The 24,228-nt window shown below is 48.5% G+C and carries 19 protein-coding genes; 8 read left to right on the forward strand and 11 right to left on the reverse strand.

Going from position 1 to position 24,228, the window contains the following annotated elements:
- Window positions 1-303 precede the first annotated feature (303 nt).
- Window positions 304-747: an RDD family protein gene (locus ACXAFQ_RS09560; protein ID WP_474821431.1), complete on the forward strand. Its 444-nt coding sequence runs from the start codon at window positions 304-306 to the stop codon at window positions 745-747.
- A gap of 27 nt (window positions 748-774) precedes the next feature.
- On the opposite strand, the gene lptG is transcribed toward ACXAFQ_RS09560, so the two are convergent.
- Both lptG and lptF read right to left on the reverse strand, forming a co-directional pair.
- Window positions 775-1,836, reverse strand: a complete 1,062-nt coding sequence (gene lptG / locus ACXAFQ_RS09565) for an LPS export ABC transporter permease LptG (RefSeq protein ID WP_070124734.1) — start codon at window positions 1,834-1,836, stop codon at window positions 775-777.
- Window positions 1,837-2,940 (reverse strand): LPS export ABC transporter permease LptF, encoded by a 1,104-nt coding sequence (gene lptF, locus ACXAFQ_RS09570; RefSeq protein ID WP_070124735.1) that lies wholly within the window; start codon window positions 2,938-2,940, stop codon window positions 1,837-1,839.
- 294 nt (window positions 2,941-3,234) lie between these two features.
- On the opposite strand from lptF, the gene pepA reads away from it, so the two are divergent.
- Genes pepA through ACXAFQ_RS09585 form a run of 3 tightly spaced genes read left to right on the forward strand, consistent with a single transcriptional unit; the run spans window position 3,235 to window position 7,961 of the window.
- Window positions 3,235-4,740, forward strand: a complete 1,506-nt coding sequence (gene pepA, locus ACXAFQ_RS09575) for a leucyl aminopeptidase (protein ID WP_070124737.1) — start codon at window positions 3,235-3,237, stop codon at window positions 4,738-4,740.
- Between the two features lie 5 nt (window positions 4,741-4,745).
- Window positions 4,746-5,174 (forward strand): DNA polymerase III subunit chi, encoded by a 429-nt coding sequence (locus ACXAFQ_RS09580; RefSeq protein WP_474820711.1) that lies wholly within the window; start codon window positions 4,746-4,748, stop codon window positions 5,172-5,174.
- Between the two features lie 9 nt (window positions 5,175-5,183).
- On the forward strand, window positions 5,184-7,961 hold the full coding sequence (locus ACXAFQ_RS09585) for a valine--tRNA ligase (RefSeq protein ID WP_474820714.1): 2,778 nt from the start codon (window positions 5,184-5,186) through the stop codon (window positions 7,959-7,961).
- An 87-nt stretch (window positions 7,962-8,048) separates the two neighbouring features.
- On the opposite strand, the gene ACXAFQ_RS09590 is transcribed toward ACXAFQ_RS09585, so the two are convergent.
- The 3 genes from ACXAFQ_RS09590 to ACXAFQ_RS09600 form a co-directional block, all read right to left on the reverse strand.
- Window positions 8,049-10,745, reverse strand: coding sequence for an ATP-binding protein (locus ACXAFQ_RS09590; protein ID WP_474820718.1), 2,697 nt, complete (start codon window positions 10,743-10,745; stop codon window positions 8,049-8,051).
- A 16-nt stretch (window positions 10,746-10,761) separates the two neighbouring features.
- On the reverse strand, window positions 10,762-12,030 hold the full coding sequence (locus ACXAFQ_RS09595) for an ABC transporter substrate-binding protein (protein ID WP_474820722.1): 1,269 nt from the start codon (window positions 12,028-12,030) through the stop codon (window positions 10,762-10,764).
- A 109-nt stretch (window positions 12,031-12,139) separates the two neighbouring features.
- Window positions 12,140-12,874, reverse strand: a complete 735-nt coding sequence (locus ACXAFQ_RS09600) for a choice-of-anchor H family protein (RefSeq protein ID WP_474820726.1) — start codon at window positions 12,872-12,874, stop codon at window positions 12,140-12,142.
- A 250-nt stretch (window positions 12,875-13,124) separates the two neighbouring features.
- On the opposite strand from ACXAFQ_RS09600, the gene bla reads away from it, so the two are divergent.
- A complete protein-coding gene (bla, locus tag ACXAFQ_RS09605) occupies window positions 13,125-13,763 on the forward strand; it encodes a subclass B1 metallo-beta-lactamase (RefSeq protein WP_474820729.1) in 639 nt (212 codons plus the stop codon).
- A gap of 50 nt (window positions 13,764-13,813) precedes the next feature.
- On the opposite strand, the gene rraB is transcribed toward bla, so the two are convergent.
- Both rraB and ACXAFQ_RS09615 read right to left on the reverse strand, forming a co-directional pair.
- Window positions 13,814-14,194 carry a ribonuclease E inhibitor RraB gene (rraB, locus tag ACXAFQ_RS09610; RefSeq protein ID WP_070124747.1) on the reverse strand — a complete coding sequence of 127 codons (381 nt, stop codon included), beginning with the start codon at window positions 14,192-14,194 and terminating at the stop codon, window positions 13,814-13,816.
- 54 nt (window positions 14,195-14,248) lie between these two features.
- Window positions 14,249-14,977 (reverse strand): 1-acylglycerol-3-phosphate O-acyltransferase, encoded by a 729-nt coding sequence (locus ACXAFQ_RS09615; RefSeq protein WP_474820731.1) that lies wholly within the window; start codon window positions 14,975-14,977, stop codon window positions 14,249-14,251.
- Window positions 14,978-15,170: 193 nt separating this feature from the next.
- Here ACXAFQ_RS09615 and ACXAFQ_RS09620 point away from each other — a divergent pair, with 193 nt between their 5' ends.
- A complete protein-coding gene (locus ACXAFQ_RS09620) occupies window positions 15,171-16,322 on the forward strand; it encodes an HD domain-containing phosphohydrolase (RefSeq protein ID WP_474820734.1) in 1,152 nt (383 codons plus the stop codon).
- Between the two features lie 108 nt (window positions 16,323-16,430).
- On the opposite strand, the gene glnG is transcribed toward ACXAFQ_RS09620, so the two are convergent.
- The 4 genes from glnG to glnA form a co-directional block, all read right to left on the reverse strand.
- Window positions 16,431-17,846: a nitrogen regulation protein NR(I) gene (glnG, locus tag ACXAFQ_RS09625; RefSeq protein ID WP_474820736.1), complete on the reverse strand. Its 1,416-nt coding sequence runs from the start codon at window positions 17,844-17,846 to the stop codon at window positions 16,431-16,433.
- A complete protein-coding gene (gene glnL, locus ACXAFQ_RS09630) occupies window positions 17,839-18,924 on the reverse strand; it encodes a nitrogen regulation protein NR(II) (RefSeq protein WP_474820741.1) in 1,086 nt (361 codons plus the stop codon). The genes glnG and glnL overlap by 8 nt, the downstream gene beginning before the upstream one ends.
- A 128-nt stretch (window positions 18,925-19,052) precedes the next feature.
- On the reverse strand, window positions 19,053-19,559 hold the full coding sequence (locus tag ACXAFQ_RS09635) for a DUF4124 domain-containing protein (protein WP_474820744.1): 507 nt from the start codon (window positions 19,557-19,559) through the stop codon (window positions 19,053-19,055).
- 106 nt (window positions 19,560-19,665) lie between these two features.
- Complete coding sequence (gene glnA / locus ACXAFQ_RS09640; RefSeq protein WP_474820746.1) at window positions 19,666-21,075, reverse strand: glutamate--ammonia ligase; 1,410 nt, start codon at window positions 21,073-21,075, stop codon at window positions 19,666-19,668.
- 782 nt (window positions 21,076-21,857) lie between these two features.
- On the opposite strand from glnA, the gene typA reads away from it, so the two are divergent.
- Together typA and ACXAFQ_RS09650 are read left to right on the forward strand one after the other, a co-directional pair.
- Window positions 21,858-23,696: a translational GTPase TypA gene (gene typA, locus ACXAFQ_RS09645; protein ID WP_474820749.1), complete on the forward strand. Its 1,839-nt coding sequence runs from the start codon at window positions 21,858-21,860 to the stop codon at window positions 23,694-23,696.
- 116 nt (window positions 23,697-23,812) lie between these two features.
- The gene (locus ACXAFQ_RS09650) at window positions 23,813-24,187 is read left to right on the forward strand and encodes a response regulator (RefSeq protein ID WP_070124759.1); all 375 of its coding nucleotides are present in this window, start codon (window positions 23,813-23,815) and stop codon (window positions 24,185-24,187) included.
- Window positions 24,188-24,228 lie beyond the last annotated feature (41 nt).

The following is a 24,228-nucleotide window of genomic DNA, read 5'->3' on the forward strand; positions in this document are numbered from 1 at the left end:
ATTCTAGATTTGAATAAATGATTTCGCAAATAATAATCATTATTAATTGCGAGTAACCATAAGGTTTCCTCGTTTTTATTGATCTCGATCAGAAAAATGATGAGCGCATTTGGTTGCTAGATTTTGTACACTTATCGCGAATTCCGCGGCTATCGATAAAGGACTGAAGTGGGAAAAAAGAACAAATCGCAAAAGCCTAAGCCATCCGCTTCCGGCTCATCACCTACCACTGCGGCAACATCGGCAGAGCAGAAATTGGATAATTCGCCTAAGCGCGCAGGGTTCTTTAGGCGTCTGGTTGCAATGGTTTACGACACGCTAGTGGCCATTGCCGTTGGCATGTGTGCGGCCATGGTGATCATTGTTACCTTTGTTGTCTTGCTTAAAAATGGTGTGATGGATTTACAAGGTTACGCCGAGCCCGCGGATCTTATACAAGCATCCACGCTCTACAAATCGATTATTCAGGTTTGGGTAGGAGGCTGGATAGTCGGCTTTTTTTTATGGTTTTGGAAAAAGGGCGGGCAAACCATCGGCATGCGAGCCTGGCGGCTGCGTATTTACAGTACGGTGGATGAACCGATGACCTGGAGTCGCCTTATTGTGCGTTTGATCACGTCGTTAGGCGGGCTCGGTACCTTGCTGGTATTATTCGATTTAAAAAACAAACAGTCATTGCAGGACAGAATTGCTAAAACGGAAGTGATACATCTTTCCAAAGAAGCCAACGATCATAAGAGCTGGTAACAAACCAGCTCTTTCACATCAGGTTATCTATCGTTGAAGCAGCAGCGCAGCCACACCGGCAAACAGCAAGCTGGGAAGAATAGCGCCGACAAACGGCGGCAGTGAATATACCAGACTTAATGGCCCGAATACTTCGTTAGTAATGAAAAAACCAAAGCCTGTGAGTACGCCCATGATCACCCTGGCGCCCATGGTCACACTTCGTAGCGGGCCAAAAATAAACGACAGCGCCATTAACAGCATTACCGCAATAGATACGGGTTGCAGTAGCTTACGCCAGAACGCCAGTTCATAACGGCTGCTGTCTTGTCCATTGCCTTTACGGTACTGCACATAATCATGAAGCCCCTGAATCGATAGCGCCTCAGGTTTAATCGCAACAATGCCTAGTTTGTCGGGTGTCAGTGAAGAGTTCCAACGCTGTTTGTCACTGTCGGTAATATCGATGGCGCTGTCGGTGAAGGATGTCACCGAGATCTTGCTTAACCACCAATTATTCCCATCGTAATTCCCTTCTTCTGCGTAGGTAAGGGTGTTCAGCGACAAATCTTCATTAAAATCATATATGGTGATATCCCGGAGGGTTTCCCGGGTTACAACCTGACCGATACTCACGAAGTGCTTGCCATCTTTCGCCCAGGTCAGTTCATCTGAAGAAAACAGACTCCCTCCTGATATGGCTTCGGTGCGTATCTCTTTGGCTTTAGACTCGCTGTAAGGAGTAACCCATTCGCCTACTGCCATCACAAACAGAATCATCACGATGGCAGACTTCATGGCGGAATTAATGATGTTCCAGCGGCTCATACCGGCCGCCTGCATGACCACTAATTCACTGTTGCTGGCGAGCAAGCCCATCCCAATCAAGCCACCTAACAAAGTCGCCATGGGAAAGAATTGCTCTAGATCCCGGGGCAAACTGAGCAACACATACAAACTGGCCACGGCGATATCATAATTACCTTCACCCAGCTTGCGTAACTGTTCAACGAACTTAATCAGCGCAGACAGCCCAACCAACACCGAAAGGGTGACCGTAATGGTGCCCAACAACGTACGGGCGATATACATATCGAGGATTTTAAACATCTATTTTCTCCCCAACAGTCGGGCGCGTATCGCCGCACCCGTGCGCCTGTCTTTGATAATCAGCGTCATACCAATCACCAGCATAATGCCATGCACCCACCATAGGCCAAGCCACATGGGAATTTTACCGTCTTCAAGTACTCGGCGACTGGCGAGTAACAGCAAGAAGTAGCCAAGGTAGAGCAGTATAGCCGGGAACATTTTGCCGAATCGGCCCTGACGAGGGTCGACAGAGCTCAATGGAACCGCGATTAGCACCAGAAACGGAATAGAGAGTGGAATAGCCAATCGCCACTGTAATTCGGCTCGGGCTTCCACAGAATCGTCATTCAGCAACTCCATGGTGGGTAACACGCTAACCTTGCGGCGAGGTTCGCTTTCTGACTCATCAGCAATCTGAATTTGGTATTCATCAAACGCCACTTTCCGATAACGTTTTTCAGTTTGCGTGCCTTCGTATTGCACACCTTCTCGAAGCACCAGATTACGGGTGCCGTCAGGATTATTCTGGATTTGACCGGTTTGCGCTTGCACAACACGTACCTGGTTACCTTCTGCATCCTGTTGGGTTTGCGACAGGAAAACCTTTCTTAATGTATCGTTGGATGAGTCTATATCCTGTACAAAGATAACCGCTTTGCCGTTACCGGTTTGTTGGAATCGACCTGGCATAATGGCTGAGAAACCCGCTTCACTTCTGGCTTTCTCGCGAAGTTGATACTCACTTTCAGCGGCTGAAGGCGCCAAATAAAGGGTAATAACGCCGCAAAGCACCATAATGAATACTGACAGCAAAAGCATCACCCGGGTGATATACCACTCGCTCACCCCGCAGGCGCGTAGTACCGTCATTTCTGAATCAACGTACAGTCGGCCATGGGCCAGCATAATGCCAAGATACGCACTGATAGGCAGCACTAAAGACGCAAGAATAGGGGCATAAAGCCCGAGGAAGCCGAGCACAAGGCCGGCGGGGATGTCGCCATCGGACGCATCCCCAAGAACACGAACGAAACGTAAAGTCACAAAAATGGCCATCAGAATAAAAAAGATAGCCATCTGAGATTTCAGCGTTTCCTTTATCAGATAACGGAATATCAGCATTCCGGCACCTCTGGAAAATTTGGAATTATAGTGAAAAAGCGCACGATGTTGAGTAAACTAACTGTTTTTACAAGTTTTGCCTGTGTATCAATAACCCGATTGCATGATGCGACGCTTAAACCGTCTACGTTACATGCGGTATAAAGACCATTGTAGCAGTACGACTATAACGACAGAAAGCGTCTTCAACAGTGTTATCGCTATATGGCTGCGTATTAAAACATATTGCAGCGCAAAACGTTATGCGAAATTAACGTCATGCAAATCACAAGATAAAAAGAGCGAGGTGTTATCGTGGAATTTAGTGTAAAGAGTGGCAGTCCGGAGAAACAGCGCAGCGCATGTATTGTTGTCGGCGTCTTCGAACCTCGTCGCCTGACTGCGGTGGCGGAACAGCTGGATGAAATCAGTGAAGGTTACATCAGCAACCTGCTGCGCCGTGGTGATCTGGAAGGAAAAGCGGGCCAGATGTTGCTGCTGCATCATGTACCTAACGTACTGAGTGAGCGCGTACTACTGGTTGGCTGCGGTAAAGAGCGTGAACTGGACGAGCGCCAGTACAAGCAAATCATTGCTAAAACCATCAAAACCCTGAACGAAACGGGTTCAATGGAAGCGGTGTGTTTCCTTACCGAACTGCACGTGAAAGGCCGCGATACTTACTGGAAAGTCCGCCAGGCAGTAGAAGCCACTCAAGACTCCCTGTATACCTTCTTACAACTGAAAACCAAAAAGGGCGAGCCTCGCCGTCCGTTGCGTAAAATCGTACTTAACGTACCTACCCGTCGTGAACTCACCGTGGGCGAGCGTGCTATCGAGCACGGTCTGGCCATTTCCAAAGGTGCTGCGCTCACCAAAGACGTGGCCAACATGCCGCCGAATATCTGTAATCCTGCTTACTTGTGGGAACAAGCACAGTCGCTGGCTGAAAGCTACGACAGCATTAGTGCCGAAGTGGTTAACGAAGCGGCAATGGCTGAGCTGGGTATGAATTCTTATCTGGCGGTAGGTCGCGGTTCCGACAACGAATCTATGATGAGTATCATCAGCCATAAAGGCGGTCCTGACGATCAGGCGCCAATTGTGCTGGTGGGCAAGGGGCTGACGTTCGACTCTGGCGGTATTTCTATTAAGCCGGGCGAAGCCATGGACGAAATGAAGTACGACATGGGCGGTGCTGCTGGCGTACTGGGTACCATGCAAACCGTGGCCGAACTGAACCTGCCAATTAATATCATTGGTGTACTGGCAGGCTGTGAAAACATGCCTGACGGTAAAGCGTATCGTCCGGGTGATATTCTTACCACCATGTCTGGTCAAACGGTGGAAGTGTTGAATACCGATGCCGAAGGCCGTTTGGTATTGTGTGATGCGTTAACCTACGTGGAACGTTTCGACCCTGAACTGGTTATCGACGTGGCAACATTAACCGGTGCCGTCATCGTCGCGCTGGGTAACCACGCTACCGGCCTGATGAGCACGCACAACCCGTTGGCCCACGAACTGATGAACGCCGGTGAGCAAAGCTCGGACCGCGCATGGCGTTTGCCGGTATGGGATGAGTACCAGGACCAACTGGAAAGTCCGTTTGCAGATTTCACCAACCTAGGTGGTCGCGCAGCGGGCTCTATCACCGCAGCGTGTTTCCTGTCGCGTTTCACCAAGAAATACAACTGGGCACACATGGACATCGCCGGTACTGCGTGGCGCAGTGGCAAGAACAAAGGCGCAACCGGTCGTCCGGTACCTATGCTGTCTCAGTTCCTGATGAACCGCTCCGGCATTAAGCAAGAGGACTGAGCGCAATGCCTCAGGTAACCTTCTGGCAACTCAGCGATGGCAAGGACGCGGGTGAATCCCGCGCTTGCGACCTGATTGCCAGCGCCTATGCACAACGCCAGAAATGCGTGGTGTATTGTGCCAACAAATCGTCTGCCGAAGCTGTTGATGAGCTGCTTTGGCAACTTCCTGCAGACCGCTTCGTACCGCACAATTTGTGTGGGGAAGGGCCGGGCGCCGGTACGCCGGTGGAAATCTGCTGGCAGGAAAGTCAACTTTCCCGTCGCAACCTCATCGTCAATTTAAGCGGAGAGATGTTAACATCGCCCCGTTCTTATCAAACCATTTATGACTTCGTGCCGGTGGCGGATGACGCCAAACAAGCGGCGCGGGTTCGCTATAAACAGTATCAGCAGGCTGGCTGCCAATTACAGTTTAAATCTGCTGACAGTTGAGAGTAAGTAATGGAAAAAACCTTTGAACCGCAATCCATTGAGCAGCAATGCTACGAAAAATGGGAAGCAGCAGGCTATTTCAAGCCAACAGGACACGGTGACCCTTATTGTATTTTACTGCCACCACCAAACGTAACGGGCAGTCTGCACATGGGCCACGGCTTCCAGCAAACTATCATGGATGCGTTAACCCGTTATCACCGCATGAAAGGTGACAACACCTTATGGCAGGTGGGCACTGACCACGCCGGTATCGCCACGCAGATGGTGGTAGAGCGTCGTTTGAATGCAGAAGGCAAAACACGCCACGATTTAGGCCGTGAAGCCTTTATCGACAAAATTTGGGAATGGAAAGAAGAGTCTGGCGGCACGATTACCCGTCAGATGCGCCGTTTGGGCACGTCTACCGATTGGGACCGCGAAGTATTCACCATGGACGATAACTTGTCCAAAGCGGTAACAGAGGTATTCGTTCGCTTGCATGACGAAGGCCTGATTTATCGTGGTAAGCGCTTAGTTAACTGGGACCCCGTTCTGCACACCGCGGTTTCCGACCTTGAAGTACTGAACGAAGAAGAAGCCGGCCACATGTGGCATATGCGCTATCCGCTGGCGGATGGGTCTGGTGAGTTGGTCGTAGCGACTACCCGTCCTGAAACCATGCTGGGCGATACTGCCGTTGCCGTCCATCCTGACGACGAGCGTTATCAAGCCTTCATCGGCAAAGATATTCGTTTGCCAATCACTGGCCGTCTTATCCCTATCATCGCTGATGATTATGTCGATCCTGAATTTGGTACCGGCTGTGTGAAAATCACCCCGGCGCACGATTTTAACGACTACGACATGGGTAAGCGTCACAGCCTGCCAATGATCAACCTGTTCACCGACGATGCGAAAATTAACAACGAAGCACCAGAAGCCTATCGTGGTCTGGACCGTTTCGATGCCCGTAAGCAAATCGTTGCTGATTTGGACGCTGAAGGTCTGCTGGTAAAGGTAGTCGATCATAAACTGAAAGTACCACGTGGCGATCGCACCGGTGCGGTTATCGAACCGTACCTGACCGATCAATGGTATGTGGCAGTAGAATCGCTGGCTAAACCTGCGGTTGAAGCGGTAGAAAGTGGCGAAATCCGCTTTATTCCTGAGAACTGGAACAAAACCTACTATCAATGGATGAACAACATCCAGGACTGGTGTATCTCTCGTCAGTTGTGGTGGGGACACCGTATTCCTGCATGGTACGACAACGAAGGTAACGTATTCGTGGGTCGTGACGAAGCGGAAGTTCGCAGTCGTTACAAGCTCGAAGACGCCGTTGAGCTGAAGCAAGACAACGACGTGCTGGATACCTGGTTCTCATCTGCACTATGGCCGTTCGCGACCATGGGCTGGCCGGAAGAAACGCCAGAGCTGGATACCTTTGTACCGTCGTCTGTGCTGGTAACGGGTTTCGACATTATTTTCTTCTGGGTAGCCAGAATGATCATGATGACGAAGAAATTCACCGGCAAAATTCCGTTCAAAGATATCTACATCACTGGCCTTATCCGTGATGAAAACGGCGATAAGATGTCGAAGTCGAAGGGGAACGTACTGGACCCAATCGATCTGATTGACGGTATCGATCTGGAATCTTTGGTTAGCAAGCGCACATCAGGCATGATGCAGCCGCAACTGGCTAAGAAGATTGAGAAAAATACCCGCAAGCAGTTTGCTGATGGTATTAATGCTTATGGTACCGATGCCCTGCGATTTACTTTCGCAGCGATGGCATCAACCAGTCGCGATATCAACTTCGATATGAGCCGTGTGGAAGGTTACCGTAACTTCTGTAACAAGATTTGGAACGCATCACGCTTTGTGCTGATGAATACCGAAACCGAAGATACAGGTCGTGACGGCGGTGAACTGGTGCTGAGTCTGGCGGATCAGTGGATTTGGGCACAGTTCCAGAAAACCCTGAAAGAGTTTGAATCGGCGCTGGCTGATTACCGTTTCGATATTGCCGCGCAAACCGTGTATGAGTTCACCTGGAACCAGTTCTGTGACTGGTATCTAGAGCTGACCAAGCCGGTACTGAACAGCGATGCGTCTACTGATGCTGAAAAGCGCGGAACACGTCATACGCTAATCAACGTGCTTGAACAGTTACTGCGTCTGCTGCACCCATTAATGCCGTTCATCACCGATACCATCTGGCAGCGTGTTGCACCGTTGAGTGATGCCGGTGTGAAAGAAGGTGAAACCAGCATCATGATCCAGTCTTTCCCTGAAGTGAAAGCGGAGCGTGAGAATGACAAGGTACTGGCCGACATCGAGTGGCTGAAGCGCTTTATCATTGGTATTCGCAATATTCGTGGTGAGATGGACATTTCTCCTAACAAGCCGCTGAACGCTATTCTGCGTAATGTGAGTGAGGAAGATCAGGAACGCCTGGACTTAGCTGCTCCATTTATCGATAAACTGGCGAAACTGGAGTCCATCACCACGCTGAAAGCCAGTGAACAGGCGCCAGCGAGTGCTACCGCGTTAGTGGGTGAGATGGAAATTCTTATCCCTATGGCAGGCTTGATTGATAAAGACGCCGAACTTGCCCGTATTGCCAAGGCAATGGGTAAGGCCGAGCAAGATGTGGCCCGCGCCAACGGTAAACTGTCTAATGAGAAATTCGTTAACAGTGCCCCTGAAGCGGTTATTGCCAAAGAGCGTAGCAAGCTGGAAGAGGCTGAAACAGCATTGGCAAAACTGAAAGAGCAACACGCAACCATTAGCGCGCTGTAATCTCAGTCTGGCGACAAATGAAAAAGGAGCGTATCACAACGCTCCTTTTTTTATGTCTTTACACTAGCTAGGCATAGGCTGCTTACATTACCGGCGGTTTGAACGCCGCATTCGCTCAGTGGATTCGGTGTGCAGGTAACGTTTTAGCATTTCCGATAATTTACCTCGCTTAAGCGGTTTGGTTAAATAGTCGGTCATGCCGTTTTCCAGCGCCTGAGAATGGTCTTCTTTCATCGCATTCGCCGACAAGCCGATAATAGGCAGTTCATTCAGCCCTTTCTCCCGTATTCTTCGGGTTGCTTCATAACCGTCCATAACCGGCATCTGCACGTCCATCAATACAAGATCATATACCGGCGCATTGCTGATTTTGGTTACGGCTTGCAAGCCATCTTCCGCAATGTCAAAGGTGAGGCCTAACGATGACAGCATTTCACCGGTAACAACCTGGTTAATGTTATTGTCTTCAACCAGCAAGATGTGTCCTTCCAGCATGGTCGATTCTTCCGAAACGTCCTTGCTGTACACTTTGCTTTCTACACCTGCCAATGCACAAATAAAAACAATGAATTGTCCTGGCGTAAAGGGGTGCAGAAGAATGGGGCCTTGCCACTGACTTTGTATTTTCTCCTGCAACTGCCCGGTTTGTGTTTCCATAATGATCCCCACAGGGATCCCTTGGCGCTCATAGAGCGTAAGCTGCGGCAGTAACGATTTAAATTCTGCGTAGCTGTCAATTTCAACCAATAACGAGGCTGGAACACCCACGTCACTTTTGAGTGCACGTAGCGGCTGTTTGGCTGTTCTCAGTTTTAACAGCTCGAAATAGCTCTTGGGTAATAGGGGGCGATCGGAATAATAGCTGCTACCTAACGGCAATTCAGGCACATCGGCCAGAATACCTCGTTGTTGATTCTGAATAGACATGGGAATGGTAATAACGAATGTCGACCCTTTGTTAGGCTCTGATGAAACTTTCAGCTTGCCGGCCATCAATTCCGTTAGCTGTTTAACGATGGTGAGTCCTAACCCGGAACCGCCGAATTTGCGGTTTGTCGAATCATCGGCCTGGGTAAACGGCTGAAAAATTCTGTCTACCTGGGCTTGCGACATGCCTATGCCCGTGTCTGTGACTTCGATGCGCAGGACCACTTTATCACCCAACTGATTCACCATGCCTTTAATGAACACGTTAACCGAACCCTGTTGGGTAAATTTCACAGCATTGGTACAGATATTCATTAAGATCTGAGACAGTCTCAGTGGGTCACCTACGATTCTGGTGGGTAAGGAAGGATCTACTTCCAGACGTACGCTGAGATTTTTCTCCTGGGCGCGAAGACTCACCACCGCCAGCAGATTATCGAGAACTGAATGCAGTGAGAAACTGACATTTTCCAGCTCCAGTTTTCCTGCTTCAATTTTCGAGAAATCGAGAATGTCGTTGATCACGCTTACCAGGATTTGACTCGAATAGGAGGCTTTATCAAGATAGTCCTTGAGCATGGCTGACATAGGTTGCTGGTGTGCCAGTTCCAGCAATCCGATTATACCATTTAGTGGAGTACGTATTTCATGGCTCATGTTCGCCAGGAAGATACTCTTCGAGGCCGTTGCCCGTTCTGCTTTACGCTTCGATTCGGCAAGCTCTTTATTCAACGCTTCCTGTTGAACGTTGAGTTCCTGCGCGTTTTTAAGGAGTGAACGGGTCTGCGCGTTCTTATCCTTGAAAACGGAGGCTGCTCGGGTCAATTTGCCAATTTCGTCCCGTCGCTCCAGGTTCGGTAAGGCTTCAATTTCTTTACCGTTAGCCAACTCGTTAAATACACCTGTGATATTTCGGATGGGGGTCAGTACCCGCTTCACGGTAAATATCGCAAATCCAAATGCTAAAACGATGGCAATCACCAGGTAGATTTCGCCGTTCAACCTGGCGCTTATTGCGGCATTCTGCGCATTCCGATTAATAATATTGGTTTGCGCACTTACGTGACTGGCCAGCTCCCGACTCAGATAGAGAAATTCGTTGGCTGAACCCGCCATGACCACATTTACCAGAAACAAATTATTCTGCGTGATCTGAGTCAGTTGCAGGAAGCGTTCTTCAAGCCCTTCAATTTGCGCTTTGATCGCAACGGCGCTTTCGGTGCTTTCGTTTTCCAGTGACGCGTACACAGACGCCAGCGAATCCCGAAAATCCTGAATGGTGTCCATGCTGGGCTCAAGCAGATAACGTAAAATGGTATTTTCCAACGCAATGATTTGTATACGCAGTTGGTTAATTTTACCTGTCGACAGGTGTTGTTTTTCTGCCGCCGTTTGAAGCAGAGCATCGATTTCATTGCCGATGATAAGTGAGCCAGACTCAATTAATTGATCCCGTTGGTGCCTGTCATCAACCACGGTGTGAAAATTTTCCTTGTAGGCGACAAGGTGCTCGCGCATGCGCTGTAAAGTGTCGTCACCGTTGTCATCAAACGTGGCTGCGATGGATGAGCTTTCCAGAACATTCAACTTTTCCGTGATTGAAATCATTAACCGCTCGAATCGCGTTACCGCAGAGGCGCTGGTCATCTCTTTAAAGATAAGTACATTGCGCTGTAAATCGACGACATCTCTTTCAAGTTCGCCAACTATGCCTACATCAATAACCGCCTGGCGCGTATTCGTCATGCCTTCGGTTAACGTTTGCTCGTTGGCACGACTTAAAAAGCCCTGCACTAGAACAAGCGCACTCATGAGGAGCAGGACGGCAATTAATTGAATGCGAATTGAATGAAACATAAAGTGTTATTAACCGCTAAGAAGTAATGAATTCATACCATTTTTGCAGACTGTATTCGTAAGTCGGCATAACGGTATTCCATACAGCAACATGACTAAACCTGTCTTCGTAACTTCCGCCCGAACGTTGCTGCCCCGGTTGAACTGACACTTTGCCATCTGGCCCGCTTAAGGCTTCGGAAGCTGGCTTTCCTTCATACCAATAATCCCATTCAGCTTGAGAGAGTAGTGGTTTAGAGCGCTGCGGGTTAGAAATATAATATCCCTGACGGGCAATAAATGCGCCTGGCCAACCGGAAAGCCACCAGTTCATATATTCGTAGGCCACGTCTTTAACACGGCCATGGGTGGCCGACGACAAACACATTACACCGTGCCAACCACGATAGCCTTCTCGGGGCGCCGCAAATTTAACCGGTATATTCTGACCGTTAAGATCAGACACTGCCGGTGAAAACATGCTTTCAATCAGCACCCGCTTTGAACGCATAAAGTGCACGGACTCTGGTACCGATGTCCAGAAACCACTGAAGTGCTGTAGCTGTTTTAACTCAATGAGCAAGCCGAAGAGCTTATCAAGTTCAGCATGCGTGATGGCGCCGATATTCTCAAAGCGCATAAAGCCCTTAGCCTGCGCTGCCAATGCCAGGTCAAACAGCCCAATTGTCGGATCGTTAACAATGCCCACCTTGCCACTGTATCTGGAATCGAGCAACCACCCCCAGCTCTCGTTATTAACATCGAGATCTGCCGGAACCTCCTTGCTAAGGTAGCCGAAGGAATCCACATTGTGCACGTAGGGTAAAAAGCTGATGTTATTGGTATGTTTGTCAGAAAGCGTTCCGTCTTTCTGCACGTTGATAATTTTGTGTGGCGCATCGCCGGCGCCAATCTCGGCATCTGCAGTGACCTTGCCGGTTTTCGTCAGATTATTGATTTCATCCCAGTAAGTCAGTTTGCGTTTATCGATTGCCTGAATAGCGTTGGCCCGCCACAGCACATTAATACTGTTCGACCACTGTTCATAAAGGTCGAAACCAGAAGGATTCATCGATGCTTTCTGAAGCACAATAGCACTGCCGCCGGGCTCAAACTTAATGCGAATGCCTAAATCTTGTTCCGCTTGTTGTCGGAGGGCTTCTTGTAGGGTGACATGCGTGCCCAGAACGCGTAAAACAGGCTTTTCCCGGCCAATGGCGAAAGGTGTAGAACCCGCGGTAAGCCAGGTGGCTAATGCCCCTTTGAGTATTCTTCTGCGATTCAGTGTTTTCTGTGCATTTTCCATAGCGACAACATTTGTTCCAGTAGTACTTAATTGTGACACCTAAACCCGTATTTCGCCAATGTACAGCAAAAGACCGGACGAAGCCGGTCTTTTATATTTATGGTTTTGGTTAAGGGCGCATTCTGCGCCATAGTGCCAGGCCAAATAAGCCCGCGAGAATAGGCCAATAGAGGGCGCCGCCATACTCCCTAACTTCAACCACGGTTTCTTGTTCCACAATCACCACATCGTAATTTTCACTTTCCAGAGGCACATAGGAAAGGTCTGCATCTGTGGTGTGATCGGCAATGGCCACCAACTCGTTAGTCGTCGCGTCATAAATCTCAATCATGATGTCATAATCAAAAGGCTGGTAGCCAGAAATCAGGTCGGTCTCGATCACGAATTCATCGGTAGTGCTGTCGCCATAAATATAGAAAACCGAAGAGTCATGGACTTCATAAAATTGTTCGGCGTCACCTAAATACAATACCGCGTAAACCGGCGCTTCACCGTATATTGTATCGACATCAATATGTACACTCAGTGTCGATGCATACCCGTCGTAATCCGTATCGTTGTAGGTTTCAATCCAAGCGTCATAAATCCAGAAATCAGAATTAACCACTGAGGTGATGGCGCTGCGCTTCTTACTGCTTTTAGCCACGCTGGCAGTCGAAGATAGAGATTGGTTTTTTATCAGCTTCTTGTCATCAACAGGAACATGGGCTTCGCCAAATTGAAACTCCTTTGCATTGCTGACACGTTCCTGTGACTCGGCAAAGGCGGGCGCGGCGAGTAGGGCACTTAAAGTAACCAAGGTGGCCAAAGGCATTTTTACAATCCGGTTCGTTAGTTTCAGCATCATCTTTCCTCTCATGTGTGCCTGACTATGCTTTACAGTTTGGCGTTCTGAAGCTGAACGAATGCTGAAACAACCCTTAACCGAACCGTTCAGAAAAGCATGGCGGGCTGGGTACAATCACTGGTATAACAGTTGAATAGTTCTCCTTATGATTAAAAGCGAGCGTCCATTGCAACTAGCAAAATATCTGTTTTGTAGTTTTATCTTATGTGCAACTCATCTGCCTGCAGCGGCCAAGGCAACAGGGGAAATGCAGCTCAAGCAGCTGTCTGACAACGTGTGGCTTCATGTTTCCTACAAGGCGGTGGAAGGTTTCGGGTTGGTTGAATCAAACGGTGTGATTGTCTTGTCTGAGCAAGGCAGCAGTATCATTGATACGCCGTGGACGCCGGAAGAAACACGACAACTATTGACGTGGGCGAAAGCGCAGGGAATGCCGGTAACCCAGTCATTCTCAAGTCATTGGCATGAAGACAGAACTGCCGGGATCGGCGTGCTCAACGAAAATGCTGTGGCGACGTATGCATCGGCGATGACGAATGCATTCCTTCAGCGCAATCAGAGACCGTTGGCATCGCACAGTATTACCGAAGAGGTTTTTGAACTGGCTCCTGGCATCGAAGTGTTTTATCCCGGTAAGGGCCATGCAGCAGATAACAGTGTAGTTTGGCTAGAAGAAGCCAATATTCTTGTCGGCGGGTGCCTTATCCGCGGCGCTGAAACGCAAACGCTGGGTTATACCGGCGATGCGGATTTACAGCAGTGGGGACCGTCAGTGCAAAAGGTGCTGTCCCGTTACGGGAACGCTGCAACCCTTGTTTTACCAGGCCATGGTGAGCCCGGTGATGCCGGACTGTTAATTCACACCCTGTCGCTCACCAGACAATAAAAAACCGACTGAATAAGTCGGTTTAAGGCATGTGCAGATTATGCGAAGGATTAATCGTTGAGCTCGTGCTCGCCTTCGCGGGGCATGAAGTAAGTTCCCCAACCGTCGTAGTGCACATTGTGCTTATCGGCAATTTTCAGCAACGTATCAGAGTCGTTGTTCAGGGCATCTTGATCGAGTTTCCGTTCTACAATGGCATCGAAGCAGAAAATGGTGCCACCGTCATCAAGCATCAGTTCTTCCGCATCAGACACTTCAAACCCTGCTTTGAATGCGTCTACCGCCGCTTTTTCCAGAATATCAAAATCACTGGAAGCTAAGTGATGCTCAATGGTGTAAACGGCGTCGGCCTGACTACCATCTTCCAGCAGTGCCTCGATGGTCTCCTGGTTAAACTCGTACCATTCTTCGCGCTCGTCAAACTGATTCATGTTTTCTCTCAACAAGTAAATTAGCGATAGTGTAATTAACCCTGCGTCAGGATGCTATCTCTTTGCAGATTCAATTTGCGCCACTTCCTGATCCAGCGCGATGAGTTTTTCTTTCATCTGCTGCTCGAAATGCTCAGTCCAGCCTTTCGCTGAATGTTCTGGCCCCATCTCAACGGGCGCGTCGATATCCACCAGTACTACACCGTTATTCCAACGATTCCACTTCACTTTATCGTGAGTACTACTGGCGGTAACCATCACAATCGGTACCTTTACGGCTTTAGCCAGCCAGAATGCACCACTTTTAAACGGCAGAATACCACGGCCGTAGCTTCGTGTTCCTTCAGGAAAGACCCACACCGAGGTACCTTTACTGCGAATTTTCTCACCCGCAATTTTCAGTGTATCCCGCGCCTTTCCACTGTTTTTGCGGTCGATCATGATGTTACCAGACAGCCAGTAAATCTGGCCGAACAGAGGGATCCACTTCAGGCTTTTCTTACCAATGGTCACCACCCCAGGCAGTGCGGCTTTACAGATAGTAATGATGTCGTAGCTGTTCTGGTGATTAGCGATGAACACGTAGGGCGTATCAGCTTTCACTTCTTCACTTTTTCTGACAATCACTTTTAGTCCGACAATGCGAGACAGAAGCGCGTAGGCATTACCGCCGAAATGAACGTTGTTTTTATGAAACGGGCGCAGCACACAGACAATAAAGACAACCAGATTAACCAACACAAAGCCGATTAAAAGCGCGATGACGCGAAGAATAGCTAACACGATTTTTCCTATTTTATAATTTTGCGGCGAAGTATACGGGATCGTGCAGGCTTCAGTTATCCGATCAGTGATTTTATCGTTGAGTTTGCTTAATCAAGCGGTCACTTATCCAAAAGTCTAGCGAGCGGAATTAGCGAAACTGCTATTGTGATGATATAAATTAAGTAACGGTTTAATTCTACACAGAGATAAAATGCAGACGTTCACACCGGAAGAGCTAGAGGAAGATATCTTAAGTGATCTCATGGAGGAGATTAACGAGTTATACGAGTCCAGTGAGCAAACGCTTATTGAACTTGAGTTGCGTCCGGAAGACAACGAGTTGCAGAGAAGCCTGTTTCGTTCTATTCATACCATCAAGGGTGATCTTGGGCTGGTAAACTTCGGGCCGATGATTCCGCTGTTACAGCACGTTGAAGATTTGCTCGACTACCTGCGTAAAGGGCAGGTTAACTACACCAGTATTATGAGCGATCTGGTATTGCTTACCATGGACCGGGTGAAAAGCTTCGTCATGGAGGTCATGAGCGATGGCAAAGCCGAATATGATGAACACCTTCATGAGCAACTGGTACTGGCAATCACCCGAATTACGCCAGAGAACCTAGGTGATCACGACAAACTTCTGGCCGATGCGGTATTACTGCTTAATCCTGATCTCGATATTGCTTCTGAACAACCGGAAGAAACTGTGGTTGAGGATAAGCCTAGTGCTGCGAAAGCACCCGCAACAGTAGCGAATACGGGTATTCTGAAAACGGTTAGCAAAGAAAAACGTGAAGACATGCTGTTCTTTCGAGATTTGATGCAAACCATTGAACACCGTTCGAACTATTGGGCAGGGCGGGGCGACCGGATTGCCAAGTTGGCATTGTATGTCAACCACGCCGCGGGTAACCCTATCGACGATGATCAGTTGTCTGTGGCCTGTTACGTACACGATTTCGGCATGGCATTTATGCCACTTCATTTGCTCAACAAGACCGAGCCCTACAGCGATTCAGAATTTAATTTAATGCGCTCGCATGTGTACAAAAGTTCGCGATTGCTGGAGCATTTAGATCAATGGGATCATGCCCGTAAAATTGTAATGCAGCATCATGAGCGCGTAGACGGCAGTGGTTATCCGTTAGGATTAAAAGAAGACGATATTTGTGATGGGGCCAAGTTGCTGGCAATTCTGGATACCTACGATGCAATGACGCATGCGCGGTCGCATAATCAGGAAAACAGAATGCCGAAGAAAGACGCGGTTATCGAGATTAATCGCATGGCGAAAGGGCAGTTCAGTGCGAAATGGGTGCGGCATTTCAACCAGGTGATGACTAGCCTATTAACCAAATAATTCTGCCGAAGACTGCACCAGAAAAACACGGCATCAAAAAGTGACTATACAAAAAAGCCCGCAGCATGTATTTGCTGCGGGCTTTTCTTTTCGTCCCTGGTCTCTGGATTAGCCGTTTACGTCCAGTTCTTTCAGCTTGCGGGTGAGGGTGTTTCGCCCCCAACCTAAACGCTTGGCTGCATCTTGCTTGTGACCGTGGGTATAACTCAGCGCACGCTCAAGCATGATTTTCTCAAATGTAAGCATGGCATCGTTCAGAATGTTGAAATGCCCGTCACGCAATTGCGCATCAGTCCATTTAGCTAATAATTCCGGCCATTCGCCAATCGCTGCTGCGGTGCCTTTCTCAGCGGTGCCCTCAGAGTGAATTTCTGGTGGCAGATCATTGGGTAGCACTTCCTGGCCGCTTGCCATTACGGTTAGCCAACGACAGACGTTTTCCAATTGGCGGACGTTACCTGGCCAGGCAAGCTGAGTCATCACTTTCTCGGCTTCTTTGCTTAATATTTTGGCTTCGACATCAAGCTCTTTCGCTGCGCGGCGAAGAAAGTGGCGAGCCAATAGCGGAATGTCTTCACGTCTTTCATTGAGTGAGGGAATATGAATACGAATGACATTCAAGCGGTGGAATAAATCTTCACGGAATTTTCCCTCAGCCACGCGCTTTTCTAAGTTTTGGTGAGTCGCGGCAATGATGCGAACGTCAACCGATACCGATTGGTGTCCGCCTACGCGATAAAACTGACCATCTGCCAATACCCGGAGCAAACGGGTTTGCACGTCTAACGGCATATCACCAATTTCATCAAGAAACAGCGTACCGCCGTCGGCTTGTTCGAATCGTCCCTGACGTGCCGCCTGGGCACCGGTAAATGCACCTTTCTCGTGACCGAACAATTCGGATTCTACCAGGTCTGCAGGAATCGCCGCCATGTTTAAGGCGATAAATGGATTGGCTGCGCGAGGGCTATGGCGGTGCAATGCATGGGCAACCAGTTCTTTACCCGTACCAGATTGGCCATTAATTAACACGCTGATGGATGAACGAGATAAACGGCCTATTGCACGGAAAACTTCCTGCATCGCCGGTGCTTCGCCAATGATTTCAGTGACTACCTCGTCCTGAGGAGCCTGATTTTGGCGGCTTTGCTCGCGAGCATGGGCAATGGCACGCTGAGTCAGCGTAACGGCTTCATCGATATCAAAAGGCTTGGGTAAATATTCGAATGCACCACTCTGATAAGCATTAACTGCGCTATCCAGGTCGGAGTGGGCCGTCATGATGATAACCGGGATGAGTGGGTCAACGTCGTGCACTTCACGAAGCAGCGTCATACCATCCATCTGTGGCATGCGGATGTCAGATACGATGACCTCTGGACTTTGGCCGCTCTGCAATTGCAGCAGCAAATCTTCAGGATTTTCAAAACTCAGACAAGCGATATTTGCAGCTTGCAAGGCTTTCTGCAAAACCCATCGAATGGAGCTATCGTCGTCTACTATCCAAACGGACTCGTTATTCATGTTCCGACTCCTTTTTGGGAACGGGGAGATATAGCGTGAATTCGGTGTGACCAGGATGACTGTCCACTTCGATTTTTCCGCCATGATGGTTAATTAAAGTTTGTGCGATTGACAAGCCAAGACCACTGCCATTCTGTTTACTGCTTACCATGGGATAAAACAGCGTGTCTTTGATGTCTGGGGGAATGCCTGGACCGTTATCGATAATCTGAATTTTCGCAACGAGAGAATGGCGTTTTCCTAAGATGGTCATTTGCCGGTCGATCCGGGTAACCAGGCGAATCTGCGGATGCGGTGTTTTCGCCTCTGTAAGCGCCTGAACGCTGTTCCGCAAAATATTTAGTACCGACTGCTGCACCATATCTTGGTCGACCTTCAGGTCGGGAATGCTTGGGTCGTAATCACGAATAATGGTGATAGGGTTATCGGAATCCACCTTCATCAGGCTCCGCACTTTTTCAAGTGCCTGGTGCAAGTTGCTCCATTCCAATCTAGGCAAAGAATTAGGGCCAAGCAAGCGGTCGACCAGGTTACGTAACCGGTCTGATTGCTCAACGATCATTTGCGTGAATTCGGTGTGATCGGGGTTTGTTAGTTCTTTTTCTAATAACTGCGCTGCACCGCGAATGCCCCCTAAGGGGTTTTTAATTTCATGGGCGAGGCCTCGAATAAGTTCTCGCGCGGCGTCGTGTTGGGCATTTTGCTGATTTTCACGGGAGATACGACGCTGCTGGTCAATCCGGCGCACTTCAAACATCAGCGCCGGACCGTGCTCAGTATTCAAATTCGTAACGGTGAGGTCAGACAGTACGTTTCGACCATCTTTAAAGCATAAGCGAAAATCATTTTCTGTGAAGTCTTCCCCTTTGCGAATGGCTGCACGTAATCGCGCATCATTAATGGCATTAGGTGCGAAGAAATCAGAGAGCTGGTGACCACACAACTGCTTAAAACCGGTTTCAAATAGGGCTTCACCGGCGTGATTCGTATAAACGATTTGCAGCTTTTCATTCACCATCACCAGCGCAGTGTTGAGGGTGTTTAATAAATGGCTAGTTTCATATTCGGTGGCTAACATGGCCGACCAATCCTTTCATTGCACCTTTGTGGTGCATTATAGTTTATCGTTATCAAAAGGTGCAGGCACGGTTAAAAAAATAATCCCGTTGAACCCGCATGGTGCGCTGGCTGCGCCAGCATAGAACGCTAGTTAGTATTTATCAGCACCGATGCCTGGTGTAGATAAAGCGTCTGTTGAGGGGAAGATGCAAGAGTCTTGCCTGTATTATCGATAATATCGATATGATAGGTGTGGGCGCCTCGATTAATGCCGGTGAGTCTGAATTGACCACTGCTGTTCATACGCAGTGCCTGGCCGTCGAAGGTCAGACGATAGCGACCGTTAAAGGTAGGCGTGGTGGAAGCTGAAATGGAAAAGTTGCCTTGGTTGTCACGAATGGTGGCTTCAGGTTGTGGCGATGTGATGGTGACCTGATAGTTGGGTTTAGGTGCCTCCTTTGAGGGAACTTGCACATCAGGTACGGGTAAGCTGGTTGCCACATTGTCGGTGTTTCCCGCCAGCTCCAATGCTTCTGCGCCGTCTTGAGGCACATCAGTGTAAAGTACGGTGCCATCTTTTTTGACTATTTTATAAATGGTCTGCGCGCTGACAGTCTGCGCCGACAGCAATAACAGCATTACAAAATATTTCATGGCGAATACGTCCTGGTAAAGTCTTGGTTCAGTCTAGCCAAAGCTGTGAACAAAAAAAAGCCCGCTGATGCGGGCCTCTTCTAATTCTGTAACTTCAGGTGTGTAATTACACGCTGTAGTACATATCGAACTCAACAGGGTGAGTAGACATGTTCAGGGTAGTTACTTCTTCTGACTTCAGGCCGATGTATGCATCGATCATGTCGTCAGTCATAACGCCACCCGCTTTCAGGAATTCACGGTCGTTGTCCAGTGCTTCCAGAGCCATCTCCAGTGAGCTAGCAACAGTTGGGATTTCTGCAGCTTCTTCAGGAGGCAGATCGTACAGATCTTTGTCCATTGAATCGCCAGGGTGGATCTTGTTGATGATACCATCAAGACCAGCCATCAGCATTGCAGTGAAGCCCAGGTAAGGGTTACCCGTTGGGTCAGGGAAACGTACTTCGATACGACGCGCTTTATCGCTAGTTACGTAAGGAATACGGATTGAAGCTGAACGGTTACGTGCAGAGTATGCCAGCATTACCGGTGCTTCGAAGCCTGGTACCAGACGCTTGTAAGAGTTAGTAGAAGCGTTAGTGAAAGCATTGATCGCGCGAGCGTGCTTAATGATACCACCGATGTAGTACAGTGCTTCTTCAGACATACCAGCGTACTTGTCACCTGCGAAGATGTTTTTGCCATCTTTAGCGATTGATTGGTGAACGTGCATACCAGAACCGTTGTCGCCAACCAGAGGCTTAGGCATGAAGGTCGCAGATTGACCGTATGCATTTGCCACGTTGTGAACAACATACTTATAGATTTGAACTTCGTCAGCTTTCTTAACCAGGGTGTTGAAAGCACAAGCGATTTCGTTCTGACCAGCAGTTGCAACTTCGTGGTGGTGAGCTTCAACTACCAGACCCATTTCTTCCATTACCAGACACATTGCGCCACGGATATCGTGTGCAGAATCTACTGGAGGAACTGGGAAGTAACCGCCTTTCACGCCTGGACGGTGAGCAAGGTTACCGCCTTCAAAGTCTGCGCCTGAATTCCATTTTGCTTCAGCAGAATCGATCTTGAAGAAGGAACCCGCCATATCAGTGTGGAATTTAACGTCGTCGAACAGGAAGAATTCTGGCTCAGGACCGAAGAATGCAGTGTCACCGATACCGGTAGACTTCAGGAATTCTTCAGCGCGGCGTGCTACAGAGCGAGGGTCACGGTCGTAACCTTCCAATGTAGATGGCTCTACGATGTCACAACGGATGTTAACCTGCGTTTCTTCTGCAAACGGGTCAACAACAACAGATTCTGCATCTGGCATCAGGATCATGTCTGATTCATTGATGTGTTTCCAACCAGAAATTGAAGAACCATCAAACATTTTACCTTCTTCGAAGAACTCATCGTCGACTAACCCTGCAGGGATCGAAACGTGTTGCTCTTTACCTTTAGTGTCGGTAAAGCGTAAATCTACGAATTTTGCTTCGCTTTCTTTGATGAGCTCTAATGCCTTTTCTACTGACATCGTGTCCTCCGGATTATTATACTAAAAAGTGGAATGAACAATTTCACTCCAAAATAATTGGGAATTTCTGAAGCTATTTTCATGCCAGCTGTAGTTAAGCACCAGAATGCGGCTTAGCAGGGCGTAGCAGATAAATTCACAAATGCAAATGCACGATTTTGGTGCATGAGATGTCTGTTTTGGTGCAAATGTAACGCTTCAGACCTTCAACTGTTTCAAAACACCCTTCCGTCATCAGCGTGAACTTTAACCGTCAACCTATACCACGGGATGAAATATACGAAGGCAGGAAAAGAATACTGAAAGAACAGTTAGTAGCTGGTGAATGAAACTGCGTCTAGACTAGAACAAAGCAAACTCGGATACTAGTACCGGTATCGATAAATCGTTGGAATAATTTAGAACGTAATGGTTGTGATGACTTATTGTGCAGCGTTCAGTACGTTTACTGATTGACCGCGAGCGAGAAGTCCGAACAGTGAAAAAGTTCAGGTTTACCGTCGTTCAGGGTAGAACCCGATTGTTTGTGCTACAGTTCTTAATGCATTACTTAAGGCATTGCCGGGGTTTTACGGGCGCTTAATGCAGAGTGAGCCTGCGAGTTGAGCGTAAAATAATCAGTTATCTGACAAAATAAATCATCGTCTTAGCCACGCCGCCCTATTATTAACCAGTAATCCCCTATATAATCGCGCCCAAAATTACCCCGCCTACGCAAGATCAGGTACACCAAACACTCCGAATTGGCCCCCCGATTAGGCACCCGAAACGAGACTAAAAACATGACAGAAGCAAATAACGCTACTGATATCAATAATTTAAGAAATATTGCGATTATCGCGCACGTTGACCACGGTAAGACTACGCTGGTTGATAAACTGCTTCAGCAGTCCGGTACGCTGGAAAGCCGCGGCGAAGCCCAGGAACGGGTGATGGACTCTAACGATATCGAAAAAGAGCGTGGTATTACCATTCTGGCGAAAAACACCGCCATTAACTGGAATGAATACCGCATCAATATCGTAGATACTCCCGGACACGCCGATTTCGGTGGTGAGGTAGAGCGTGTTATGTCTATGGCTGACTCTGTACTGCTTCTGGTTGACGCGCAGGAAGGTCCGATGCCACAGACACGCTTTGTAACCCAGAAAGCATTTGCTCAGGGCCTGAAGCCAATCGTGGTTATCAACAAAATCGATAAGCCAGGTGCGCGCCCTGATTGGGTAATGGATCAGGTATTCGACCTGTTCGATAACTTAGGTGCGACTGACGAACAGTTAGACTTCCAGGTTATTTATGCATCAGCTCTAAACGGTTGGGCATCAATGGATGCAGATACCAAAGGCGAAGACATGACGCCACTGTTCCAGTTAATCGTGGATCAGGTTGAAGCGCCAAATGCAGACCCTGACGGTGCATTCCAGATGCAGATTTCTCAGCTGGACTATAACTCTTATGTAGGTGTTATCGGTGTTGGCCGTGTTAAGCGCGGTAGTGTGAAGATGAACCAACAGGTGACAGTTGTTGGTGCCGACGGTAAGAAGCGTAACGGTAAAGTCGGTCAGGTGCTAGGTTACTTAGGCCTTGAGCGTCATGAAGTTGATTCTGCAAGTGCGGGCGACATCATCGCAGTCACCGGTCTGGGCGAACTGAAAATCTCTGACACCGTGTGTGATGTAAACACGGTTGAAGCGTTACCAGCGCTGACTGTTGATGAACCAACAGTTACCATGACGTTCCAGGTAAACACGTCTCCGTTTGCTGGTAAAGAAGGTAAGTACGTGACTTCACGTAACATCCTTGAGCGTCTGCAAGACGAGCTGGTACACAACGTGGCACTGCGTGTAGAAGAAACAGCTGACCCGGATAAATTCCGCGTATCAGGCCGTGGTGAACTGCACTTAGGTATCCTTATTGAAAACATGCGTCGTGAAGGTTACGAGCTGGCGGTATCACGTCCGGAAGTAATCCTGAAAGACGTTGACGGCGAGCTGCAAGAGCCGTTCGAAACGCTGACTATCGACTGTGAAGACGAGCACCAGGGTTCTATCATGGAGCAACTGGGTCTGCGTAAAGCAGAAATGCGCGACATGAACCCAGATGGTAAAGGCCGTATTCGTATGGACTTCATCATTCCAAGCCGTGGTCTGATTGGTTTCCAAACTGAGTTCATGACCCTGACTTCTGGTTCTGGTCTGCTGTACCATACATTCGACCACTACGGTCCGCACAAAGGCGGTACTATCGGTAAGCGTAAGAACGGCGTACTGATTGCCAATGCAATGGGTAAAGCACTGACTAACGCCCTGTTTAACCTGCAGGAACGCGGTCGTCTGTTCATCGGTCACGGTGTTGAAGTTTATGAAGGTATGATCATCGGTATTCACAGCCGTGACAACGACCTGACAGTAAACGCCCTGAAAGGTAAGCAACTGACAAACGTTCGTGCGTCAGGTACTGATGAAGCGCAAACACTGGTTCCACCTGTGAAGATGTCTCTTGAGCAGGCACTGGAATTTATCGATGACGATGAACTGGTAGAAGTTACCCCGGTAAGCATCCGTATTCGTAAGAAATTGCTGACTGAGAACGACCGTAAACGTGCAGGTCGTGCAAAGTAAGTGCAAGTTGATGTATTATAAAAAAGCGCCTTTATGGCGCTTTTTTTTCGTCCAAAGCATAGTTTTCTTCCGCTACTGAAAGAATTATCCTCAACAAAAAACAAACGGAGTTTAGTTTGGCGAAGTACACCATTGTGGTAGTCGATGACGACACTATCACACTCGACATCATTACCTTTGCCCTGGAAGACGGGCTTCAAGCCAACGTGATAGCATTTAGCCGCAGTGAAATGGCTTATGATTTTCTGATTAACCAATCACCGGATAATCTATCGCTTATCATTAGTGACCAAAATATGCCGCAGTATAATGGCCTGGAACTGTTAAAAGCCTGTCGTGAAAAGGGGCTGCAAACCCCGTTTGTGCTGTTAACCGGAGAAGCGACCCGCGATACAGTCATGGCCGCGAAAAAGGGCGGCGCAACCACCTTTTTAGCCAAACCTTTCGAAACAGAACATCTTATTCAGAAAGTGAAGCAACTGGTGGATTGAAGACCAGTCCTAATCGTTGTAGTGTTACCTTACTTCAGGGT

This window comes from Alteromonas sp. ABH2_165 (assembly GCF_056159945.1).

What these genes read in the sequence shown, in the direction of transcription:
- ACXAFQ_RS09560 (WP_474821431.1), top strand. Translation starts at nt 304, where the DNA reads ATGGTTTACGACACGCTAGTGGCCATTGCCGTTGGCATGTGTGCGGCC.
- ACXAFQ_RS09585 (WP_474820714.1), top strand. Translation starts at nt 5,184, where the DNA reads ATGGAAAAAACCTTTGAACCGCAATCCATTGAGCAGCAATGCTACGAA.
- glnL (WP_474820741.1), bottom strand. Translation starts at nt 18,924, where the DNA reads ATGTTAGCCACCGAATATGAAACTAGCCATTTATTAAACACCCTCAAC.
- ACXAFQ_RS09595 (WP_474820722.1), bottom strand. Translation starts at nt 12,030, where the DNA reads ATGGAAAATGCACAGAAAACACTGAATCGCAGAAGAATACTCAAAGGG.
- ACXAFQ_RS09620 (WP_474820734.1), top strand. Translation starts at nt 15,171, where the DNA reads ATGCAGACGTTCACACCGGAAGAGCTAGAGGAAGATATCTTAAGTGAT.
- typA (WP_474820749.1), top strand. Translation starts at nt 21,858, where the DNA reads ATGACAGAAGCAAATAACGCTACTGATATCAATAATTTAAGAAATATT.
- lptG (WP_070124734.1), bottom strand. Translation starts at nt 1,836, where the DNA reads ATGTTTAAAATCCTCGATATGTATATCGCCCGTACGTTGTTGGGCACC.
- ACXAFQ_RS09635 (WP_474820744.1), bottom strand. Translation starts at nt 19,559, where the DNA reads ATGAAATATTTTGTAATGCTGTTATTGCTGTCGGCGCAGACTGTCAGC.
- ACXAFQ_RS09600 (WP_474820726.1), bottom strand. Translation starts at nt 12,874, where the DNA reads ATGCTGAAACTAACGAACCGGATTGTAAAAATGCCTTTGGCCACCTTG.
- glnG (WP_474820736.1), bottom strand. Translation starts at nt 17,846, where the DNA reads ATGAATAACGAGTCCGTTTGGATAGTAGACGACGATAGCTCCATTCGA.
- rraB (WP_070124747.1), bottom strand. Translation starts at nt 14,194, where the DNA reads ATGAATCAGTTTGACGAGCGCGAAGAATGGTACGAGTTTAACCAGGAG.
- glnA (WP_474820746.1), bottom strand. Translation starts at nt 21,075, where the DNA reads ATGTCAGTAGAAAAGGCATTAGAGCTCATCAAAGAAAGCGAAGCAAAA.
- ACXAFQ_RS09590 (WP_474820718.1), bottom strand. Translation starts at nt 10,745, where the DNA reads ATGTTTCATTCAATTCGCATTCAATTAATTGCCGTCCTGCTCCTCATG.
- bla (WP_474820729.1), top strand. Translation starts at nt 13,125, where the DNA reads ATGCAGCTCAAGCAGCTGTCTGACAACGTGTGGCTTCATGTTTCCTAC.
- lptF (WP_070124735.1), bottom strand. Translation starts at nt 2,940, where the DNA reads ATGCTGATATTCCGTTATCTGATAAAGGAAACGCTGAAATCTCAGATG.
- ACXAFQ_RS09580 (WP_474820711.1), top strand. Translation starts at nt 4,746, where the DNA reads ATGCCTCAGGTAACCTTCTGGCAACTCAGCGATGGCAAGGACGCGGGT.